Annotated in this window: 17 protein-coding genes and 2 tRNA genes; 3 read left to right on the top strand and 16 right to left on the bottom strand. The window is 69.8% G+C overall.

The features are described from left to right. Positions 1-616: 616 nt before the first annotated feature. From AB0368_RS33080 to cmk, 7 genes are all read right to left on the bottom strand, one after another. Positions 617-683, bottom strand: a tRNA-Ala gene (locus AB0368_RS33080). A 115-nt stretch (positions 684-798) separates the two neighbouring features. Further along, positions 799-1,476: a hypothetical protein gene (locus AB0368_RS33075; protein WP_366157946.1), complete on the bottom strand. Its 678-nt coding sequence runs from the start codon at positions 1,474-1,476 to the stop codon at positions 799-801. 63 nt (positions 1,477-1,539) lie between these two features. Further along, positions 1,540-1,788, bottom strand: coding sequence for a helix-turn-helix domain-containing protein (locus tag AB0368_RS33070; RefSeq protein WP_366157945.1), 249 nt, complete (start codon positions 1,786-1,788; stop codon positions 1,540-1,542). Positions 1,789-1,978: 190 nt separating this feature from the next. Beyond that, complete coding sequence (locus tag AB0368_RS33065; RefSeq protein ID WP_366157944.1) at positions 1,979-3,106, bottom strand: tyrosine-type recombinase/integrase; 1,128 nt, start codon at positions 3,104-3,106, stop codon at positions 1,979-1,981. A 169-nt stretch (positions 3,107-3,275) separates the two neighbouring features. Further along, positions 3,276-3,352 (bottom strand) — tRNA-Pro (locus AB0368_RS33060). 86 nt (positions 3,353-3,438) lie between these two features. After that, a complete protein-coding gene (gene der / locus AB0368_RS33055; protein ID WP_366158013.1) occupies positions 3,439-4,824 on the bottom strand; it encodes a ribosome biogenesis GTPase Der in 1,386 nt (461 codons plus the stop codon). Between the two features lie 35 nt (positions 4,825-4,859). Next, positions 4,860-5,540 (bottom strand): (d)CMP kinase, encoded by a 681-nt coding sequence (gene cmk / locus AB0368_RS33050; protein WP_366157943.1) that lies wholly within the window; start codon positions 5,538-5,540, stop codon positions 4,860-4,862. A gap of 330 nt (positions 5,541-5,870) precedes the next feature. Between cmk and AB0368_RS33045 the strand changes: the two genes are divergently transcribed. Beyond that, positions 5,871-6,737 carry a TetR/AcrR family transcriptional regulator C-terminal domain-containing protein gene (locus AB0368_RS33045; protein ID WP_366157942.1) on the top strand — a complete coding sequence of 289 codons (867 nt, stop codon included), beginning with the start codon at positions 5,871-5,873 and terminating at the stop codon, positions 6,735-6,737. On the opposite strand, the gene AB0368_RS33040 is transcribed toward AB0368_RS33045, so the two are convergent. The 4 genes from AB0368_RS33040 to AB0368_RS33025 all read right to left on the bottom strand — a co-directional run bounded on the left by AB0368_RS33040 (position 6,694) and on the right by AB0368_RS33025 (position 10,871). Continuing rightward, a complete protein-coding gene (locus AB0368_RS33040; RefSeq protein ID WP_366157941.1) occupies positions 6,694-7,473 on the bottom strand; it encodes an alpha/beta hydrolase in 780 nt (259 codons plus the stop codon). The genes AB0368_RS33045 and AB0368_RS33040 overlap by 44 nt on opposite strands. A 158-nt stretch (positions 7,474-7,631) precedes the next feature. Beyond that, positions 7,632-8,372, bottom strand: coding sequence for a pseudouridine synthase (locus AB0368_RS33035; protein ID WP_366157940.1), 741 nt, complete (start codon positions 8,370-8,372; stop codon positions 7,632-7,634). Continuing rightward, positions 8,359-9,354: an SMC-Scp complex subunit ScpB gene (scpB, locus tag AB0368_RS33030; protein WP_366158012.1), complete on the bottom strand. Its 996-nt coding sequence runs from the start codon at positions 9,352-9,354 to the stop codon at positions 8,359-8,361. The genes AB0368_RS33035 and scpB overlap by 14 nt, the downstream gene beginning before the upstream one ends. Positions 9,355-9,761: 407 nt before the next feature. After that, complete coding sequence (locus AB0368_RS33025; RefSeq protein WP_366158011.1) at positions 9,762-10,871, bottom strand: segregation/condensation protein A; 1,110 nt, start codon at positions 10,869-10,871, stop codon at positions 9,762-9,764. Between the two features lie 324 nt (positions 10,872-11,195). Here AB0368_RS33025 and AB0368_RS33020 point away from each other — a divergent pair, with 324 nt between their 5' ends. Both AB0368_RS33020 and AB0368_RS33015 read left to right on the top strand, forming a co-directional pair. Continuing rightward, positions 11,196-12,023: a DUF72 domain-containing protein gene (locus AB0368_RS33020; protein ID WP_366157939.1), complete on the top strand. Its 828-nt coding sequence runs from the start codon at positions 11,196-11,198 to the stop codon at positions 12,021-12,023. A gap of 82 nt (positions 12,024-12,105) precedes the next feature. Further along, complete coding sequence (locus tag AB0368_RS33015; RefSeq protein WP_366157938.1) at positions 12,106-12,846, top strand: class I SAM-dependent methyltransferase; 741 nt, start codon at positions 12,106-12,108, stop codon at positions 12,844-12,846. A gap of 21 nt (positions 12,847-12,867) precedes the next feature. Here AB0368_RS33015 and AB0368_RS33010 read toward each other — a convergent pair whose 3' ends face one another. The 5 genes from AB0368_RS33010 to AB0368_RS32990 all read right to left on the bottom strand — a co-directional run bounded on the left by AB0368_RS33010 (position 12,868) and on the right by AB0368_RS32990 (position 17,977). Beyond that, complete coding sequence (locus AB0368_RS33010; protein ID WP_366157937.1) at positions 12,868-13,836, bottom strand: aldo/keto reductase; 969 nt, start codon at positions 13,834-13,836, stop codon at positions 12,868-12,870. A gap of 218 nt (positions 13,837-14,054) precedes the next feature. Continuing rightward, on the bottom strand, positions 14,055-14,420 hold the full coding sequence (locus AB0368_RS33005; RefSeq protein WP_366157936.1) for a PadR family transcriptional regulator: 366 nt from the start codon (positions 14,418-14,420) through the stop codon (positions 14,055-14,057). A 43-nt stretch (positions 14,421-14,463) separates the two neighbouring features. Further along, the gene (locus AB0368_RS33000; protein WP_366157935.1) at positions 14,464-16,254 is read right to left on the bottom strand and encodes a hypothetical protein; all 1,791 of its coding nucleotides are present in this window, start codon (positions 16,252-16,254) and stop codon (positions 14,464-14,466) included. A gap of 120 nt (positions 16,255-16,374) precedes the next feature. Next, positions 16,375-17,043 carry a hypothetical protein gene (locus tag AB0368_RS32995; protein WP_366157934.1) on the bottom strand — a complete coding sequence of 223 codons (669 nt, stop codon included), beginning with the start codon at positions 17,041-17,043 and terminating at the stop codon, positions 16,375-16,377. A 1-nt stretch (position 17,044) separates the two neighbouring features. Beyond that, the gene (locus AB0368_RS32990; protein WP_366157933.1) at positions 17,045-17,977 is read right to left on the bottom strand and encodes a ParA family protein; all 933 of its coding nucleotides are present in this window, start codon (positions 17,975-17,977) and stop codon (positions 17,045-17,047) included. Positions 17,978-18,007 lie beyond the last annotated feature (30 nt).

Raw genomic sequence — 18,007 nt, 5'->3', positions numbered from 1 at the left:
CTGGGCGGCCACCTGTTCCACGGAGAAGTAGAGATCTTGGTCGGCGTCCCGGTGTTGCGGTTGCTGGGCATCGTGCTGTGGCATTCGTTCCTCCCCGTCGTGTGGACGCCTGTGGTGCGGCCAGTGGAGGCCAGCCGTAGGGCCGGACCGCTACGGAGGTGTCCGCGGCTGCCAGTCGGAGCCTCGAGGAGGGCTCGTGCTGGCTCTTCCGAGCCTTGCCGAGGTTGGCGGCTGGAGACAGCCGCAGAGGCCCTAACTGACGCTGTCCGGGGCTGTCTCGTTTGAGGGCGAGCGGTCGCCCTGGAGGCGGCCTAGGGGTGGTCGGCGGGGGTCCAATCCCGCCACGGGAAGGACGGGCCACCCAAGAAGTGGGGTGTGATTTGGGCCACTGGAGCCCAGGATTTAGACAGCCTCGCCAGCGGCCGTTTCGAGGTAAAACGCCGTCATTCTTGGAAGTTTGCGCAGCTCAGAGGCGGTTTAGGGCCTAGAATCCGGCCCTCCGGCGGCGCCGCTGGGACAGGACCTCAAGATCATTAGGTGTGCACATGTGTGCGCAAAAAAAATCGCACCGTCTAACTTGGAGAGTCAGACGGTGCGCTTGCCCTGCTCAGAAGGGTGGAGCTGAGGGGACTCGAACCCCTGACCCCCACACTGCCAGTGTGTCAGTCACTGCCGGTGCATCCCGCGGAGTCCTTGGGCTTGAGGTCCACTCTAGGGCTGGGCAGCCCTCTCCCTACCCTTCCCCGCATCGACTCGATGTCCTCGGCACGTTCGCTCTGGGCAGTGACTGCCTCGGCATCAGGCTTGCTCTGGTGCCTCCAAGTCGATCGAGAAGGCGTGAACGTGTGCGGGCCCGTGGCTGGTGGGCTGGAACCATGACTGCACGCGCATGTCGGCCGTGCCGAATCGAGCGGCGAACTTGTCGTCGTCCTCGAAGCCGTCCATGTCTGCCCGGTAAAGCCACTCGTGGTCCACGTCCTCGAACGCAGCGTCCTCGAATCCGAGGTACAGCTCGCGGGCTTGGTCCCGGTCGAAGATCTCGTGATCCACGAGCAGGTACTGCGCCCGCTGAATGACGAGGTACAGCGCGAGAGCTTCCCCGACCGAGGCCGGCGGCATCCACTGCTCCGCCGACAACCGGCCGGTGACCATGACTGCCGCGACGTGGAAGTTGCGAGCGAAGCGACCGTTGTACTGGTGAGCGAATCGCTGCGGCAGGTCCTCGAGAACGAAGTAGGCACCTTCGCTGTCGGGAACGCTGCCGCCGCCGTCCCTGGCCAGCGTCTCGATATCCTGGAACAGCTCGTCGATGATCTGCGTAGCAGCCATGATCAGAGCTCCCGCCGCCAGCCGCGGCGCGTCCTCGTCGCCGTCGGCGGCGAAGGTGGCCGGCTCGAAGGCCCGGACCAGCCCAGCGTGGTTCATGGTCCATTTGTGCCAGTCGACCCCGGGCTCCTGCGCCTGCGAGTCACTCATCTATCCATCCTTCCGCTCATAAGCGAACTACGTCGACGCCCGCTCTTCGACCTCTGCGGCGATTCATCCGTGCGATGGAACTCCGTCGTCGACCGGCCTGGCCGCACCGGTCGCGCCGAGGACTGTCAGTAGGCCCTCGACGGAGACGACGTAGCGCCGGCCGATCCGAATGACGGGCGCCGGGAAGTCGCCGGACCGCGCCAGCGTGTAGGCGGTGGTCCGGCCGATGCCCAGCACCGACGCCGCCGTCTCGATGTCCGTCGCCATTCCGAGTTCTCGCACCTGCGCCACCGTCCATGCGCGCTTGGGCATCCGGTTCCCCTTCCCGACGTGGCACTCCCCGGCCCGCATTTCTTGTAATCGTTCGGGACGAGCAGGGAGGTCCGCTCCTTGATAAAGCGCACCACAACGAGCACAACGGCGGCAGTTGTCCGGGGCTGTCACCGACTGTTCCACTAGAGCGAGCGACGTGATGGGCGGGACGCTTGCGCGCCCCGGATCATCAGGCGGCTTCTTCGCCGAGGGCGAAGTCCATCAGTTCGGCGGCTTTGCGTTCGCTCTCGGGCAGGACGTGGGTGTAGACCTCGCGCGTTGTCCGGGCGTCGGCGTGACCGAGCCGCTTCTGCATAACGTGCTCCGGAACACCGGCGTCCGCACCGGCCGTGGCCGAGGTGTGCCGGGCGTCATGCAGCACGATGACCGGCACACCGGCCGCCATACACGCGTTCTCCCACTGATCGGTGTAGTAGCGCGGGTAGTAAGGCTCGCCATCCTCGCGCGGGAAGACCCAGTCATGATCGTGGTAAAGCAGCCCGGCGGCTGCCTTCTCCTCGTCCTGGCGCGCTTTGTGTTCGCGCAGAACACGAACCATCGCCGGCCCGATCGCGATCGGGCGCCGGCTCTTGCCCTTCGGCGCCTTCTCGATGACCTTGTTGCCGGAGATCGTGCGCTGCCAGTGGATGTAAACGACCCCGTTTTCCAGGTCGACCTTGGACCAGCGCAGGCCGGCGATCTCACCGCGCCGAGTTCCAGCGACCACCGCGAGCGCCCATGCCGCATACAGGCGAGCGTCACGATGGAACTGGAGGAACTGCTTCGACTGCTTCGGCGTCCACACCCCTTTGCGCCCTTGATCCTCGCGTTGGGCCGGCCGCGGTTGCCGCACCGCGCCGAGGTCGATACCGAGGTCTTTGAACGCCTTCATCAGCACCCGGTGCACGGTCCGGACGGTCGTCTCCGACAACGGCTTCTTGCCAGAGCCGCCTTCCTTCACGAGCGTCTTGTACATGTCCTGGACGACGCGCTTGTCGAGGCTGTAGAGCTGCCGCCCACCGATGTGCGGGATCACGTACATCCGGAACAGGTTGCGGTAGTTGTCCAGAGTGGTCTCTTCGATGTCGAGCTCACGTTCCGACAGCCAGCCGGAAAGCTCGGCGGCGACACTGCCGTCCGCGCCGATGGCGGCCTCGCCGTACGCCTTGCGTGCTTCGGTTTCGGCTTTCTCGGCTGCGGTTTTGCTGGGAAAGCCTCGTCGCTTGTGCTGCCGCCGTTTCCCGTCGTCGCCGACCGGCAGGTCGATGACGAAGAACCAGAGCGTCTTGGTGGAAGTTTGGTACGAGCCGACGGTCATCTGGGCACCCCCGTGGTCACAGAGCTGAGCTGACCTCATCAACGGTAGGCCCGTCTGTGACCACACCTGTGACCACAAGATCCACTAGAGCGATCTTGGTCGAACGACGCTCGTCCATGAGAAAAGCCGCTGACCAGGACTTTCGTCCTCGCCAGCGGCTCGAAAACCCTGGTCGGGCTGACAGGATTTGAACCTGCGACCCCTTGACCCCCAGTCAAGTGCGCTACCAAGCTGCGCTACAGCCCGATGCCACGCCCCGGATACCCAGTGCGCGGCAACACCATCACCCTACCCCAGTCCCTCAACCGGTTTCACACCGGCATGCCGGGGCGTCACCCGTGTGCTTTGCCTCGTCCGCCCGGGCCGAGCTTCTTGCGGGGCTTGACCGCCACCTCCACCGGGCTGCCCTCGAAGCCGAACTGCTCGCGCAGCTTGCGCTCCACGAAGCGTTGGTAGCCCGCGTCGAACGGTCCTGTCGTGAACAGCACGATGCGCGGCGGCGCGACTCCGGCCTGCGTGGCGAACAGCACTCGTGGCGCCCGGCCGCCGCGGACCGGGTGGGGGGTGGCTTGGGTCAGGGCGGTCAGCCATTGGTTCAGGGCACCGGTCGGGATGCGCTGCTCCCAGCTTGCGAGCGCACGACGGATCGCCGGGGCTAGTTTGTCGACTGCTCGGCCGGTTTTGGCCGAGATGTTGACGCGGATCGCCCAGGGGATGCGCTTCAGCTCGCGGTCGATCTCTTTGTCGAGGTAGAAGCGGCGGTCGGCGTCGACCAGGTCCCACTTGTTGAAGGCGATGACCAGGGCGCGGCCGGCCTCGACGACCTGGGTCAGGACGCGCTGGTCCTGTTCGCTGATCGGTTCGCCCGCGTCCAGGAGCACGACGGCGACCTCGGCGGCTTCGACTGCTCCGGCGGTGCGCAGGGATGCGTAGTACTCGGTGCCAGATGCCTGGTTGACGCGTTTGCGCAGGCCTGCGGTGTCGACGAACTGCCAGATGTCGCCGTCCATCTCGACCAGGCTGTCGACCGGGTCGACGGTGGTGCCGGCGACCGAGTCGACGACCGCTCGCTCCTCGCGGGCGAGGCGGTTGAGCAGGGACGACTTGCCCACGTTGGGGCGGCCGACCAGGGCCACGCGGCGGGGGCCGCGGGGGCCGCCCTCGATGATCGGGGGTGCCGGGGGCATCGCCGCGAGGATGGCGTCGAGCAGGTCGCCGGAGCCGCGGCCGTGCAGGGCCGAGATCGGGAACGGCTCGCCGAGGCCGAGCGACCACAGCGACGTCGCCTCGAGCTCGATCGCCTGGTTGTCGGCCTTGTTCGCCACCAGCAGGACCGGCTTGGCGCTGCGGCGCAGCATGCGGACGGCCTTCTCGTCCATGTCCGTGGAGCCGATCGTGGCGTCGACCACGAACACGACCACGTCGGCGGTCTGGACGGCGATCTCGGCCTGGGCGGCGATCGCGGCGGCGCGGTCCTTGGCGTCCGGTTCCCAGCCGCCCGTGTCGACCACGGTGAAGCGGCGGCCGTTCCACTGTGCGTCGTACGGGATGCGGTCGCGGGTGACGCCCGGCACGTCCTCGACCACCGCCTGGCGCCGGCCGATGATGCGGTTGACCAGGGTGGACTTGCCGACGTTGGGTCGTCCGACGACCGCCACGATCGGCTGGGGACCCGCCGGCTCCTCCCCGTCGGGGGTCGAGCCGTCGGAGAAGGTCACGTCGTCGAACTCGGAGAGATCGACGGGAAAGTCAGTCACGAACTCACCTTGCTGTTGAGCATGTCGAGGAGCCGGTTCACGACGTCGTCGATCCCCATGCCCGTGGTGTCGAGCTCGGTCGCGTCGTCGGCCTGCCGCAGCGGGTCGGTCGCGCGGGACGAGTCGAGCTTGTCGCGCCGGGCCAGGTCGGCCTCGGTCGCGGTCACGTCGGTGGCGTCCTCCGCGCTGCGGCGCTGGGCGCGGGCGGCGGCCGACGCGGTCAGGTAGACCTTGAGGTCGGCGTCCGGCGCCACGACCGACGCGATGTCACGGCCCTCCACGACGATGCGCGGCGCGCCCGAGATGATGTCCTGCTGGAACTGCACGAGCATCGCGCGTACCTGCGGAATCGCAGCGACGGCCGAGACCGCGCCGGTGACCTCGGGCCCGCGGATGGCCGCGTCGACGTCGACCCCGTTGGCCTCGAAGTGCGGCGCGCGCGGGTCCGTGCCGATCGACAGGTCGGTCTCCTGGGCGATCTTGATCACGGAGTCGACGTCCGTCAGATCGACGCCGGCCTGCAGCACGGACCAGGTGACGGCCCGGTACATCGCGCCCGTGTCGAGGTAGACGCCGTCGATCGCCGTGGCGAGACGCCGGGAAACGGTGGATTTACCCGATCCGGAGGGACCGTCGACGGCCACCACACACCGCTCGGGCCGTACTGCTTGCGCCACCGTTACCTCCAACGTCGGGGGAAGACAACCTTCCCCATTGTGCCCGGTCCCTCCGACAGGATTTCGTCCGGAGGCACAAGGCTGGTCAGGCCCGTCGTATTCCTCCCGCAAGTGAGGGTGCCGACTCTAATTCTGAAAGTACGGCGACCACCCCATCCCAACCGCAGAGAACCACCGACGGGCGTCAGAGGCCGGGCACAAATGGGACACCACACCCAGCCCCACGCCCAGCCCGTCCCACCACGGCCGGACGCACACACGCAGCCTCATCGACGCCGGATCAGCCCGACACCCACCGCGACGAGCCACAGACTCCACGCGACGTACCCGATGAAGTTGGTCAGATCGGCTCCGGGCACACCGAAAGGCACCGCAGCAGCCCGACGACCTGCACCACGGCCGCCGCCACGCCGATGCCCGCCGCCACGCGGGCCACCCAGCTCGGTCCGGGCCGGCTCGGTCCGGCTGGCCCGCTCGCTGCCGGGGCGGGCCCGCTCGGTCCGGCTGGCCGGCTGGGTCCGGCTGGCCCGCTCGCTGCCGGGGCGAGCCCGCTCGGTCCGGCTGGCCGGCTGGGTCCGGATGGCCGGCTGGGTCCGGATGGCCGGCTGGGTCCGGATGGCCGGCTGGGTCCGGATGGCCGGCTGGGTCCGGCGAGCCGCGACAGCCGCAGGGCGACCGGCGCCAGCAGCCCCGGACAAGGCGGCCGTCCTGCGCGCCGTGGTCGACCGGCTCATCGGCGACCATGCCCTCGCGGCTTTGGAGGACACCCGGCGACCCTGGCGGCAACGCCTCCACGACCTCGCGCTCGAGCTGCGCGCGGGCCTGCTGGGGCACCCCGGCGCCGCCGGCTTCCTGCTGGGCGCGCCCATGGACGGCCCGCAGGCGCTCGCGCTGGGGGAACGGCTGCTCGACGTGCTGGCCGAGGCCGGCCTGGACCAGGACGACGCCGCGCGGGCCAGTTACCTCGTCATCGTCTACCTGCTCGGCTTCGTCGCCCTGGAGGCCGCCGAGCTGGACCCGGCCCGGCCCGCACCCCCGGAGGAGGAACGCGTGGCCGCACGGCAGGCGGGCCTCGACGCCGTCCCCGCCGCGCAGTATCCGCGCACCGCGGCGAGCGCGGGCGTCATGGCTCGCTACACCACGACGGAGCAATTCATCTGGGGTCTGGACCAGCTCCTGGACGGCTTGCCGCCGTGATGTCCTCGAGGAGCGCCAGGCACCGCTCCGGGCTCTCCACGTGGGCGTTGTGACCCAGCCCGGCCAGCGTGACGACCGGTACGCCGTACCGCCCCAGCTGCTCGTCGGTGTTCATCGGGTCGTGCTCGCCCCGCGCCAGGGTCACCGCCGCCGGGCTGTGGATCACGAGCCGTTCCATGTCCGGCACCCCGACCCCGAAGGCACGGCCGTCCAGCGCGAGCCGCCACCGCCCGTCCTCTTCGGACAGCCCCGCCTCCACGGCCGGGTCGCCGGCGTCGATCAGTCCGGCCAGCCCCGACACGCGCAGGTGCCGGGTGGCCGCCTCGTCCCGCGTAGCGAACCACGTCACCGGCCGCCGGGCCATCGCCTGCGCGCGGTCCAGCTCCTCGTCGCTCCACGCGACCTTGATCCCCAGGCCGGCGACCGCGGCCACCGGTGCCCCGGCGGCAGCCAGCGCGAGGGCGACCACGCCGCCGAGCGAATGTCCCAGCACGACCGTGCGACCGGGCTCCACGAGCGGCCGGACCGCGGCGGCCAGGTTATCGAACGTGTACTCGGGTAGCGGCGCAGATCTGCCGTGCCCCGGCAGGTCCGGCGCGACCCACCGCCCGGGCCACCGGCGGGCCAGGACCGGCCGCCATCCGGCCCAGACGTCAGCGGTCGCGCCCAGCCCGTGCAGCAGGATCAGCAACGGCTCCCCGTCGCCGCCCCTCAGCACTCGGAGATCACCGTCCACGACCGCGATTCTGCCACCCGACTGTGACAACTATTCGTCCCAGACCAGTGACCTGTGACCGGCCCCGAACCCCGGCCCCAAACCCCCGGCTCCGGCCCCCGGCCCGGGGCCTTGTGCTCCCGGGTTTTCGGGGCCCGGCGCCCGGCGCGGGCCCGCGCTTACTCCCCGACGGCGTTGAACAGCGAACCCACCTCGGCGTTGGACAGGTGCCGGAACCCACCCGGCCGCATGTCCCCCAGCCGGATCGGCCCCACCGCCGTACGGATCAGCCGCGACACCGGGTGCCCGACCTCCTCCATCATCCGCCGCACGATGTGCTTGCGCCCCTCGTGCAGCGTCAGCTCCACCTGCGCCGTCTTGCCGATCGCGTCCACGAGTTTGAAAGCGTCGACCTTCGCCGGCCCGTCCTCCAGCTCGATGCCCGACAGCAGCCGCCGCCCCACGTTGCGCGGCAGTGGTCCGGCCACCTCGGCCAGGTACGTCTTCGAGACCCCGAACGAGGGGTGCATCAGCTTGTGCGCGAGCGCCCCGTCGTTGGTGAGCAGCAGGAGGCCCTCGCTGTCCGCGTCGAGCCGGCCCACGTGGAAGATCCGCTGCTCGAACGTGCCGAGGAAGTCGGCGAGCTCGTTGCGGCCCTTCTCGTCGTCCATGCTGGAGACGACGCCGCGGGGCTTGTTCATCGCCAGGTACACCAGCTTGGTGTCGGTGACGACGCGCTGCCCGTCGACGTGGATCTCCGCGGTCGCCGGGTCGACCTTGTCACCCAGCTTGGCCACCCGGCCGTTGACGGTCACGCGCCGCCGGAAGATCAGATCTTCACACGCGCGCCGGGATCCGACTCCGGCGGTTGCCAGAACTTTCTGCAGCCGTACGGAACTGTCCGGATCAGCCTGAGGCATCGAGCACTTCTTCCACATCGTCGGGCAGGAACGGGGCCAGCGGGGGCAACTGATCCACCGAGTTGAGTCCCAGCTTCTCGAGGAACAGCGCCGTGGTCCGATACAGGAATGCCCCGGTCTCGCCCTCGGTGCCGCATTCCTCGATGAGGCCGCGCGTCACAAGGGTACGCATCACGCCATCACAGTTCACACCGCGGATGGCCGAGATCCGCGACCGGGTCACAGGCTGCTTGTAAGCAACCACGGCCACCGTCTCCAGCGCGGCCTGCGTCAGCCGCACGGACTGCCCGTCCAGCACGAACCGCTCCACGTACGGCGCGTACTCCGGCCGCGTGTAAAGCCGCCACCCACCCGCGGCCCGCCGCAGGTCAAACCCGTGCCCGGCCGCCGTGTACCGCGCCGAGATGTCCTCGAGCATGGCCGCAACCCGCTCGGTCGGCTGCTCCACGATCTGCGCCAGCTGCATCTCCGCCACCGGCTCGTCAACGACAAGCAAGATCGCCTCAAGCGCCGCGCGCAGCTCACCGTCATCGAGGGGCTTGAGCTCTACTTCTTCTTCGGTACGCGTCGACGACCCACCGGAAGCAGCACCCCCTCCCTTGACCCGACGGCCCTGAGCAGGAATCCCGGAACCAGCCCCGGCCTCCCCCGCCCCCGGCGAAAGGTCGGCGTCCTCCTCCGGACCCGGCACCTCCTCGGCGACCTGCAGATCCACCTCGCCGCCATCGCTCACTTCATCATCCGCGGCGTGATCGAACACGTCCCCCGCGTCGTCCCCACCGACCGGCAGTGGCGCATCCACCAGCGGCGACGCCTCGTCCTCGTGTTCCGAAGCCTCCTCGATCGCCCCCGGCAACGGCAGCTCGGGCCCGACCCCGACATCGGTCGGATCGAGCTCACCCTCCCCGGGCAGCTCTTGCGGGGCATCGACGGTCGCCGGCCCCGACACCTCACCCGGAACCGGCGGGAGCTCCGGCGGCACCTCGCTGTCACCACCGGCCGACTCAGCGTCATCACCCGAGCCGGCGTCCTCACCAGAGGCACGGGCCACCGCCGAAGCGGCAGCCCCCACGAGCCCGTCGTCCTGCGCAGAACCGTCGCCCTCGGCCGAGCCCGCAACCTCGACGTCGAAGTCGTCGTCCGAGCGCGCTACGTCGGCTGCGTCCTCGACACCGAAGTCATCGTTCGACTGCGCCACCTCGGCCGCGCCCGCAGCCTCAGCCTCGGCGTCCAGGTCGTCGTCCGACCGCGCTGCCTCGGGCAGGAGCTGCTCCTCGTCCTCCACCCGGTGCGCGTCCGCGTAGGCGGGATCCGGCGGGCGCTGAGGGCGTTCCCACGGCGGAACCCAAGAGGCCGCCTGCGCGGCAAGGGAATCGGGGCGCTCGTCGGTCATGCCTTGTCCTCTTCCGATGAATCCTCCGGCCCGGTTTCCGCCCCCGGACCGTCCTGATCAAGCCCGTCGTCATCCCCAACCGACCCGCCGCCGAACTCCGGAACGTCACCCAACGACAGGCCGCCGCCGACCTCCGGGCCGCCACCCCACTCCGGGTCGTCGCCCTCCGCGCCCAGCTCGACGCCAGCGGTCTCCCGCTCGGCATCGGCGGCATCCGGCTCGGTCGCGGCGTCGTCCAGCTCCATGGCGGCGGTGTCCGGCTCGGGTTTGCTGCCCTCGTAGTCGTCGATGTCGAGGTCCACCTCGGCGTCCTCCCCGCCGATCCACCGGATCGTCAGCTCGTCCAGCGACACCGGCTGCTCGAAGTCGACGAGCCCCTCCCGGTACAGCTCCAGCAGCGCCAGGAACCGGGCCACCACCTCGAGGGTGTTCTCGCAGTCCGCGACCAGCAGGCTGAACGTCGACGATCCCGCCCGCCGCAGCCGCTCGCGGATCAGGTTGGCGTGTTCGCGCACGCTGACCCGCACCTGGTGGATGTGCGCGATCGAGACTTCCGGCGGCCCCGGCTTCGGCGTGAACTGCTTGAGCGCCAGCATGAACAGGCGCTCCGCCCCGATGCCGAGGACCAGTTCGGGGAGCGCTTCGGCGTACCGTGGCTCCAGGGAGACCGCGCGCGGCCAGCGCCGGGCCCCCATGTTTTCCAGATCCGAGATGTGGGCGGCGGCTTCTTTGAAGGCCTTGTACTGGAGGAGCCGCGCGAAGAGCAGGTCGCGGGCCTCGAGCAGGGCGAGGTCCTCCTCGTCCTCCACCTCGGCGGCGGGCAGCAGCCGGGCGGCCTTGAGGTCCAGCAGGGTGGCGGCGACCAGCAGGAACTCGCTCGCCTCGCCGAGATCCCAGTCGTCGCCCATCGCCCGGATGTACGCGATGAAGTCGTCGGTCACCCGGTGCAGCGCCACCTCGGTGACGTCGAGTTTGTGCTTGCCGATGAGCTGGAGCAGCAGGTCGAAGGGGCCGGTGAAGTTCGTCAGCCGTACCGTGAACTTGCCGGTGTCCGCCTCGCTCTCGACCGCCGTGCCCGGACCGTCGGACGGGGCCGCGGTGTCCACGGCAGCCGTCGGCGCCGGCGGGTCGGCGACGGAGCCGGTCGGCGCCGGACCGGGACCGCCCGGTTCGCCGGGCGCGGGGAGAGCAGGCTCTTCAGGCACGTGCTGACCGTAGACCACGGGCCCGACAAGCTGTTCCCGGCTCACTCGTGCAACCCCCACAACCTTCGCGAACAGCCTCTCGTGGGTCAAACGCCACGGCGCGCGCCGGGTAACTGACGGAGAGATCATCAATTCGCGGCGAAGGCCCTCGCCGGCGGTGCGGTAACGTCGCGACCGAGCGGGTGGAGAGGGACGACATTCATGCGTCTTCACGTCGGATGCGCGATGTGGAATCTGAAATCGTGGCAGGGCCGTTTCGTGCCGCATCCCTTGGCAGCCACGGAACGCCTGCGCGCGTATGCCGGCTGGTGCAATGCGGTCGAGGGCAACACCACCTTTTACGCGACGCCCTCGCGGGAGACCGTGCAGACCTGGGCGGCACAGACCGGCGCCGACTTCCGGTTCGTCATCAAGCTGCCCAAACGCATCACCCACGAACGCCGCCTGGTCGGCGCCGACGAGGACCTGCGCGTCTTCCTCGACGCGATCGAACCCCTCGGCCCGCGCACCCACGCCCTCTGGATCCAGCTACCCGGTTCCTTCTCCCCCGCCGACACGACCTCGCTCGCCGAGTTCCTGACCCACCTACCCCGAATTCACCGGTACGCCGTGGAAGTGCGCCACCCCGCATTCTTCGACGACCCGGCCGCCACCACGATGCTCGAGAAGGCCCTCGCTCCCGTCGCCGCCGAATGGGTGCCGTTCGACACCACCGCGCTGTTCCGGAGCCCACCGACCAGCGACGCGGAACGCGATGCCTGGACCAAGAAGCCACGCATGCCCCTGCGTACGCTCGCCCTCACCGACCGCCCGATCGTCCGCTACCTCGGCCGCGACGATCCTGAGCGGACCTTCGAGGGCTGGCGCCACTGGGTCGACGCCGTCACGGAATGGCTGCGGGAAGGCCGCTCCCCGACGGTTTTCGTCCACACCCCGGACAACGCCGACGCCCCCGGCCTCGCCCGCCGCTTCCACGACGAGGTCCGCGCGCGCCTGCCCCAGCTCGAGCCCCTGCCACAGCCGGCGCCGGTCGGACCCGACACCCTCTTCTAGTCACGGAGACCGGCGCCAGGCGCAGAAAGCCGGCGGCGAAATCCAGGAGTGCAGGCCACCGTGGCGGGCCTAGGGTCCGGGTGTGCCGGATGCCATTTTCGCGGATCCGCGGCTCGCCGCTGTCTATGACGTCTTCGACGGTGACCGTGGGGATCTGCCCGCTTACCTAGCGATCGCCGACGAGGTGGGGGCTCGGCGGGTGGTTGATGTGGGGTGTGGGACCGGGTCGCTGGCGGTGGTGCTCGCCCGCTCCGGGCGTACCGTCATCGGGGTTGATCCGGCGGCCGCCTCGCTGGACGTGGCCCGGGCGAAAGACGGGGCCGCGGCCGTCGAGTGGCGCCTCGGTGACGCCGGCGGCGTGCCGGCGTGTGGTGCGGATCTCGCGGTCATGACCGGCAACGTCGCACAGGTCTTCCTCACCGACGACGACTGGCTCGCGGCCCTGCGCGGTGTTCGCGGCGCGATTCGCCCCGGGGGCCATTTCGTCTTCGAGACGCGGCGGCCCGGCTTCCGGGCATGGGAGGAGTGGGCCGCGGACACGGGTACGGTCATCCGCGACGTCCAGGGAGTCGGGCCGGTCGAGCGGACGTTCGCGCTCACCGCGGTCGACCTGCCGCTGGTCTCCTTCCGGTACGCCTACCGGTTCCGCACGGACGGCGCTGTCCTGCTCTCCGACTCGACCTTGCGATTCCGCGAGCGCGACGAGATCGAGACGGGCCTGGCTGCAGCAGGTTTCCAGGTCCTCGACGTGCGGGAGGCGCCGGACCGCCCCGGGCGCGAGTACGTGTTCATCACCCGTCGCGGCGCCGCACCGAGATGGTGAAGTGGCGGACCGTACCTTCGATCACCACCAGTAGTTGTCTTGCGGCAGGTAGGGAGCTTCCAGCTCGGCGATCTCACCATCGGTGAGGTGGAGCTCGATGGCGGATACGGCGTCCTGCAGGTGGTTCGGCTTGGTGGCACCCACGATCGGGCAGGAGACCACCGCCTTGGACAGCACCCAGGCCAGCGCCACCTGGGCCATCGCGACGCCGCGGGCCTCGGCGACGTTCTGGACCGCGTTGACCACCTGCTCGTCGGCGTCGCGGTCGAACGCCTTGGCCACGGTGTCCGACGACGATCGGGACGTCTGCCGGCCCCAGGGCCGCGCGGCCCGGCCTTTCGCCAGCGGCGAGTAAGGGGTCAGACCGACACCCTGGTCGAGACACATGGGGATCATGTCCCGCTCTTCCTCGCGTTTGAGCACGTTGTACTGGTCCTGCATCGCCCGGAACGTCGTCCACCCGTTCACCACAGCGGCGTGCTGCAGCTTGGCGAACTGCCACGCCCACATCGACGACGCGCCGAGGTAGCGCACCTTGCCTGCCCTGACCAGGTCGTCGAGGGCCTGCATGGTCTCTTCGACCGGTGTGCCGGGGTCGAAGCGGTGGATGTAGTAGACGTCGACGTAGTCGGTGCCCAGCCGTCGCAGCGAGGCGTCAGCCTGCTCGAGGATGGCCTTGCGGGACAGGCCGCTGCCACCCGGGCCGTCGTGCATCTTGCCGCTGACCTTGGTAGCCAGCACGATCTCCTCCCGGCGGGAGAACCGGGTGACGGCCCGCCCGACGAACTCCTCCGAGGTGCCGCCCTGGTAGACGTTCGCGGTGTCCCAGAACGTCACTCCCAACTCGACGGCCTGCCGGAAGAACGGCGCCGCGGCATCCTCGTCCAGGGTCCACTGATGCATGCCGGCCGCGGCCTTGCCGTAACTCATGCACCCCAGCCCGATGCGACTCACCGTCAGCCCGGTGTGACCCAGTCGTGTGAACTCCACCGCACTACCTCCCGCAAGAACGGACGCGCCGTAGAGCGCGATCGCGGCCATAACACGCAGCCTCGCACGCGGTGCCGGACAGCACCGGTCGAGCGGACGACATGCGGCATATCGGGTCGGTTCAGAACTGACAGATAAAGCGCCTTGACGCCGTGGCCGGCCCGGGTGCGCCGGCGAGGAGCACGCCGAGCATCTCCTCGGCGCGGGCGCGGCGGTGCTCAGCCGGGTACGCCCCCAGCAGGCGCCGGAGCACCGCCCACGTGGCGGCGGGCGCTGAGGCGGCGTTCCGCGAGTGTGGCCTGCTGGCGGAGGCGGCTGGTCTCGGCGGCCAGCCGCTGCTCTCCCAGGCCGCTCAGGCGGTAGTAGCGGCGCAGCCTCGACTGCACGACCTCCTCGCGGTCGACCTCGATGAGCCCCTCGGTGCGCAGCCGGTCGAGGGCCGCGTACAGGGTGCCGGCGCGCAGCCGTACCCGGCCGTCGGTCATCCGGGCGACGTCCTCGATCACCGCGTAGCCGTGTTGCGGGCGCTCGGCGAGCGCGGTGAGCACCAGGAACGTCGGCTCGCGCAGTGGTCCATCGGTCATGACGGGCAGCATATACCGATGGCAGGTATATGCGACAGCGCCGTCAGCCCACCCGCCACAGCCACACGTCGCCGTGCTGCTCCCCCGGGCCCACCAGCAGCTCGACCGTCCGCCGGACCTCCTCGTTCCCGGCCCGGGCCCGCAGCACCAGCACCGAGCCGCGGAAGCGCTGGATGTCGGCCTGGACCGCGGCCCGGAGTTCCGGGGTGATCTTCGGGACCCGGTGGTCCTTGGCCGTCCTGGTCACCAGCTTGGTCAGCGTGCTGGGCGCGACGCCCGCGTGCCCGATGCCCCGGTCGTCCGGTCCGAGGAAGTACCCCTCCGGCACCGGGAATTCGTGCTCGGTCCAGGCGCTCCAGCTCAGCGCGTCGCGCCCCGCCCCGGCGGACTTGCTCGGTGGCGGCAGCGGCACCAGGGCGTGACCCGGCGGCACGTAGGCCTTCCACGCTCCCGAGGTGATGAACACCGGCGGCCGGTCGTCGGCGCGCACCGGCAGCGGCCTCGGGATCAGCGGCACCAGCGCCGCGATGATGGCCAGCATCGCGGCCACGGAGATGATGCGGCCCGGCATGGCTTTCTCCCGTACGCGGGCAGCCGCGTCGTAGCCCAGCGCGATCATCAGCGCGACGATCCCCACCACGCCGAACGTGATGCGGCTCGGGGTGAGCAGGCCGAACACGGGCAGGTCGTCGGGGATCCAGTGCCACACTCCGGGCACCTCGGTGATCTTGCCCGCCCACCTGATCTCGGGCCCGAGGGAGAAGGCGAGCAGCACCACGGCGGTGAGGCCGGCGACCCGTACGACGGTGGAACGCCACATCAGCGTGAGCGTGGCGAGCAGCACGACGATCGTGAGGGGCCAGCCGAACCAGCTGTTCTGTTCGGTACGGCCCAGCGTCTTCTCCACGATCGCGTCGCCGGCGAGCGTGTCGCGGGAGTACGTCACGTACGTGGTCAGGTCCTCGCCCCACGAGTGGAAGACGGGCAGCCCGGTGAACGTCTGCGGCCCGTTGAACTGGAACCAGAGCGGGTAGGCGCACAGCGTCGTCGCCACGGCGGCGGTGACCAGCAGCGCCGTCGCGAAGTGCTTCGCCCGCTCCCGGGCCGCGCGCGGTTGCAGCAGCGCGTACGCGAGCACGGCGATGCCGCACGCCCCGGCCGCGACCACCAGGATCTCCTCGTTGACGAAGACCTGGTACGTCACCAGGAGCCCGAGGATGATCCCGTCGCGCAGCCACCGCCCGGACACGCCCAGCCGCATCACCATGACGACGATGAACGGCAGGGCGAAGTTGCTGACGAAGTTGGGCTGCCCGTTGGCGTGGTGCACGACGCCCGGCGCGAACCCGGCGAAGGCGCCGCCCAGCAGTGCGGCTACCCGGGAGCGCACCACCCAGCGCTGAAAGACGTAGTACGTCGAGAAGGCGGTGCCGGCCAGGCCCAGAACCATCCACACCACGTACGCGACGCGGGCGCCGAACAGCATCGTGACCGGCACCAGCGGCAGGGTGACGCCCAGCACCGACGTGTTGGCCATCATGTTCACGCCGACCGGGTAGTTCTGGCGTACCGAAAAAAGCGGGTTCTCGAAATGCCGGACCGAGTAGACCGCGTGGGACAGCAACCACTGGAACCACGTGTTGTCGTTGGCCAGGTGGTCGGAGACGCGGTCCATCGGGTGCGCGGCGAAGTTCGCCATCACGACCAGCGCGAGCCCGACGTAGGCGAGCACGGCGACCAGGTGCACCGGCCAGCGGCGCTCAGGCCGGGCACCCGCTTCCGGCGCCGCCGTGGGCGCGGAAGGCTCCGCGACGTCGGGCGATGTGGTCGTCAACGTCGGCTGCAGTGACACTGCGGTCGCCCCATTCCCGTCCCCCGTCGATGCTGCGGGCGTCCGCCCCTGCTGTGGTGACGTCCCGGCCGGTGCGAAAGGTTGAGGGTCGACACCGGTCGATCATCCCCAGAGACGCAGGAAAAGTACACCGAGCACGTCGAGGATGCGCAGCAGGACCGGGAAGTCGAGCGGGAAGAAGCAGAAGATCAGGAGGATCAGGACACCGATGTTCTTGTCCTCGAACCACAGTCGCATCCACTGCATGCCCGGGCCGGGCTTGCGCTGGGCGGACCACAGCACGCCGAAGCCGTCCAGGGGCGGGATCGGGATGAGCGCCAGCAGGCCGAAGGTCAGCAGGGCCGCTCCGGCCGAGACCAGCACCTGGTCCACCAGCGGCAGCGGGAAGCCTCGCAGCACCATCGAGGGGTCGATCCAGCCGAGAGCGTTCTCCGGCGTGCTGAGCGCGTACCCGGCGAAGAAGAGCTGGGCCACGACGATGCAAGACAGCGGACCGGCCAGGAAGACCATCGCCGCGCGGCCCCGGCCGCGCCAGCGCGGCACCTCGTCCACGCTGATGGTCTTGCCCCAGCCCATGCCGCCGATCCCGGCCGCGACGGCACCGAACGGGTCGATGTCCTCGCGCGGGCGCGGGCTGAGCGATTCCCGGCGGTCGACCAGGCCGAGGGTACGGGCGGTGAACCGGATCGCGACGGCGCGCAGCACGAGCGCGAGCAGGAAGGCGACGACCAGCGCGACGAACGCGACCGGTTCGCCGAGGGCGAAGAGCAAGCTAGCCTCGTTCCGCCTTCGCGGCGATGACCTCGCGGGCGAGCTGCCGATAGTTGCGGGCGCCCGACGAGGCCGGGTCCAGCGTGGTGATCGGCGCGCCGGCCACCGTGGACTCCGGGAACTTCACCGTCTTGGTGATGACCGTCTGGTAGACCTTGTCGCCGAACGCCTCCACGACGCGCTGCAGCACCTGGCGGCAGTGGGTGGTTCGGCTGTCGTACATGGTCGCGAGGATGCCCTCGAGCTCGAGGTCGAAGTTGAGGCGCTCGCGGACCTTGTCGATCGTGTCGAGCAGCAGCGCCACGCCGCGGAGGCTGAAGAACTCGCACTCCAGCGGGATGAGCACGCCGTGGGCGATGGTCAGCGCGTTGATCGCGAGCAGGCCCAGCGACGGCTGGCAGTCGATCAGGATGAAATCGTATTCCTTGCGCACGCTGCGCAGCACCCGGGCCAGCGCCATCTCCCGGGCGACCTCGTTGACCAGCTGGATCTCGGCCGCGGACAGGTCGATGTTGGCGGGCAGCAGGTGCAGGCCGGCCACGTCCGACTTGATGATGACGTCCTCGGCCGCGACGTCGTCCTGCATGAGCAGGTTGTAGATGCTGAGGTCGAGGTTGTGCGGGTTGACCCCCAGGCCCACCGAACAGGCACCCTGGGGGTCGAAGTCGACGAGCAGGACCTTGCGGCCGTACTCGGCGAGTGCCGCGCCCAGGTTGATCGTCGTGGTGGTCTTGCCGACGCCGCCCTTCTGGTTGGCGAGGGCGATGATCCGCGCCGGGCCGTGCCGGTCGGTCGGCATCGGCTCGGGGATCGGGCGGCGCATCGTGTACGCCGTCGGATCGGCCGGGCCGAGGTCGGCACCCAGGTCGAGGGAGCTCTGCTGCTCGCGCAGTGCCGAGGTCCAGGCCTCCGCACGCTGCTGATTTCCCGCCATGTCCCGCTCGCCCCCCTCTCGCCCGCTGCC

The organism is Actinoplanes sp. NPDC051475, assembly GCF_040689425.1.
GTDB lineage: Bacteria > Actinomycetota > Actinomycetes > Mycobacteriales > Micromonosporaceae > Actinoplanes.
This window is presented reverse-complemented; position numbering and strand designations above follow the sequence as displayed.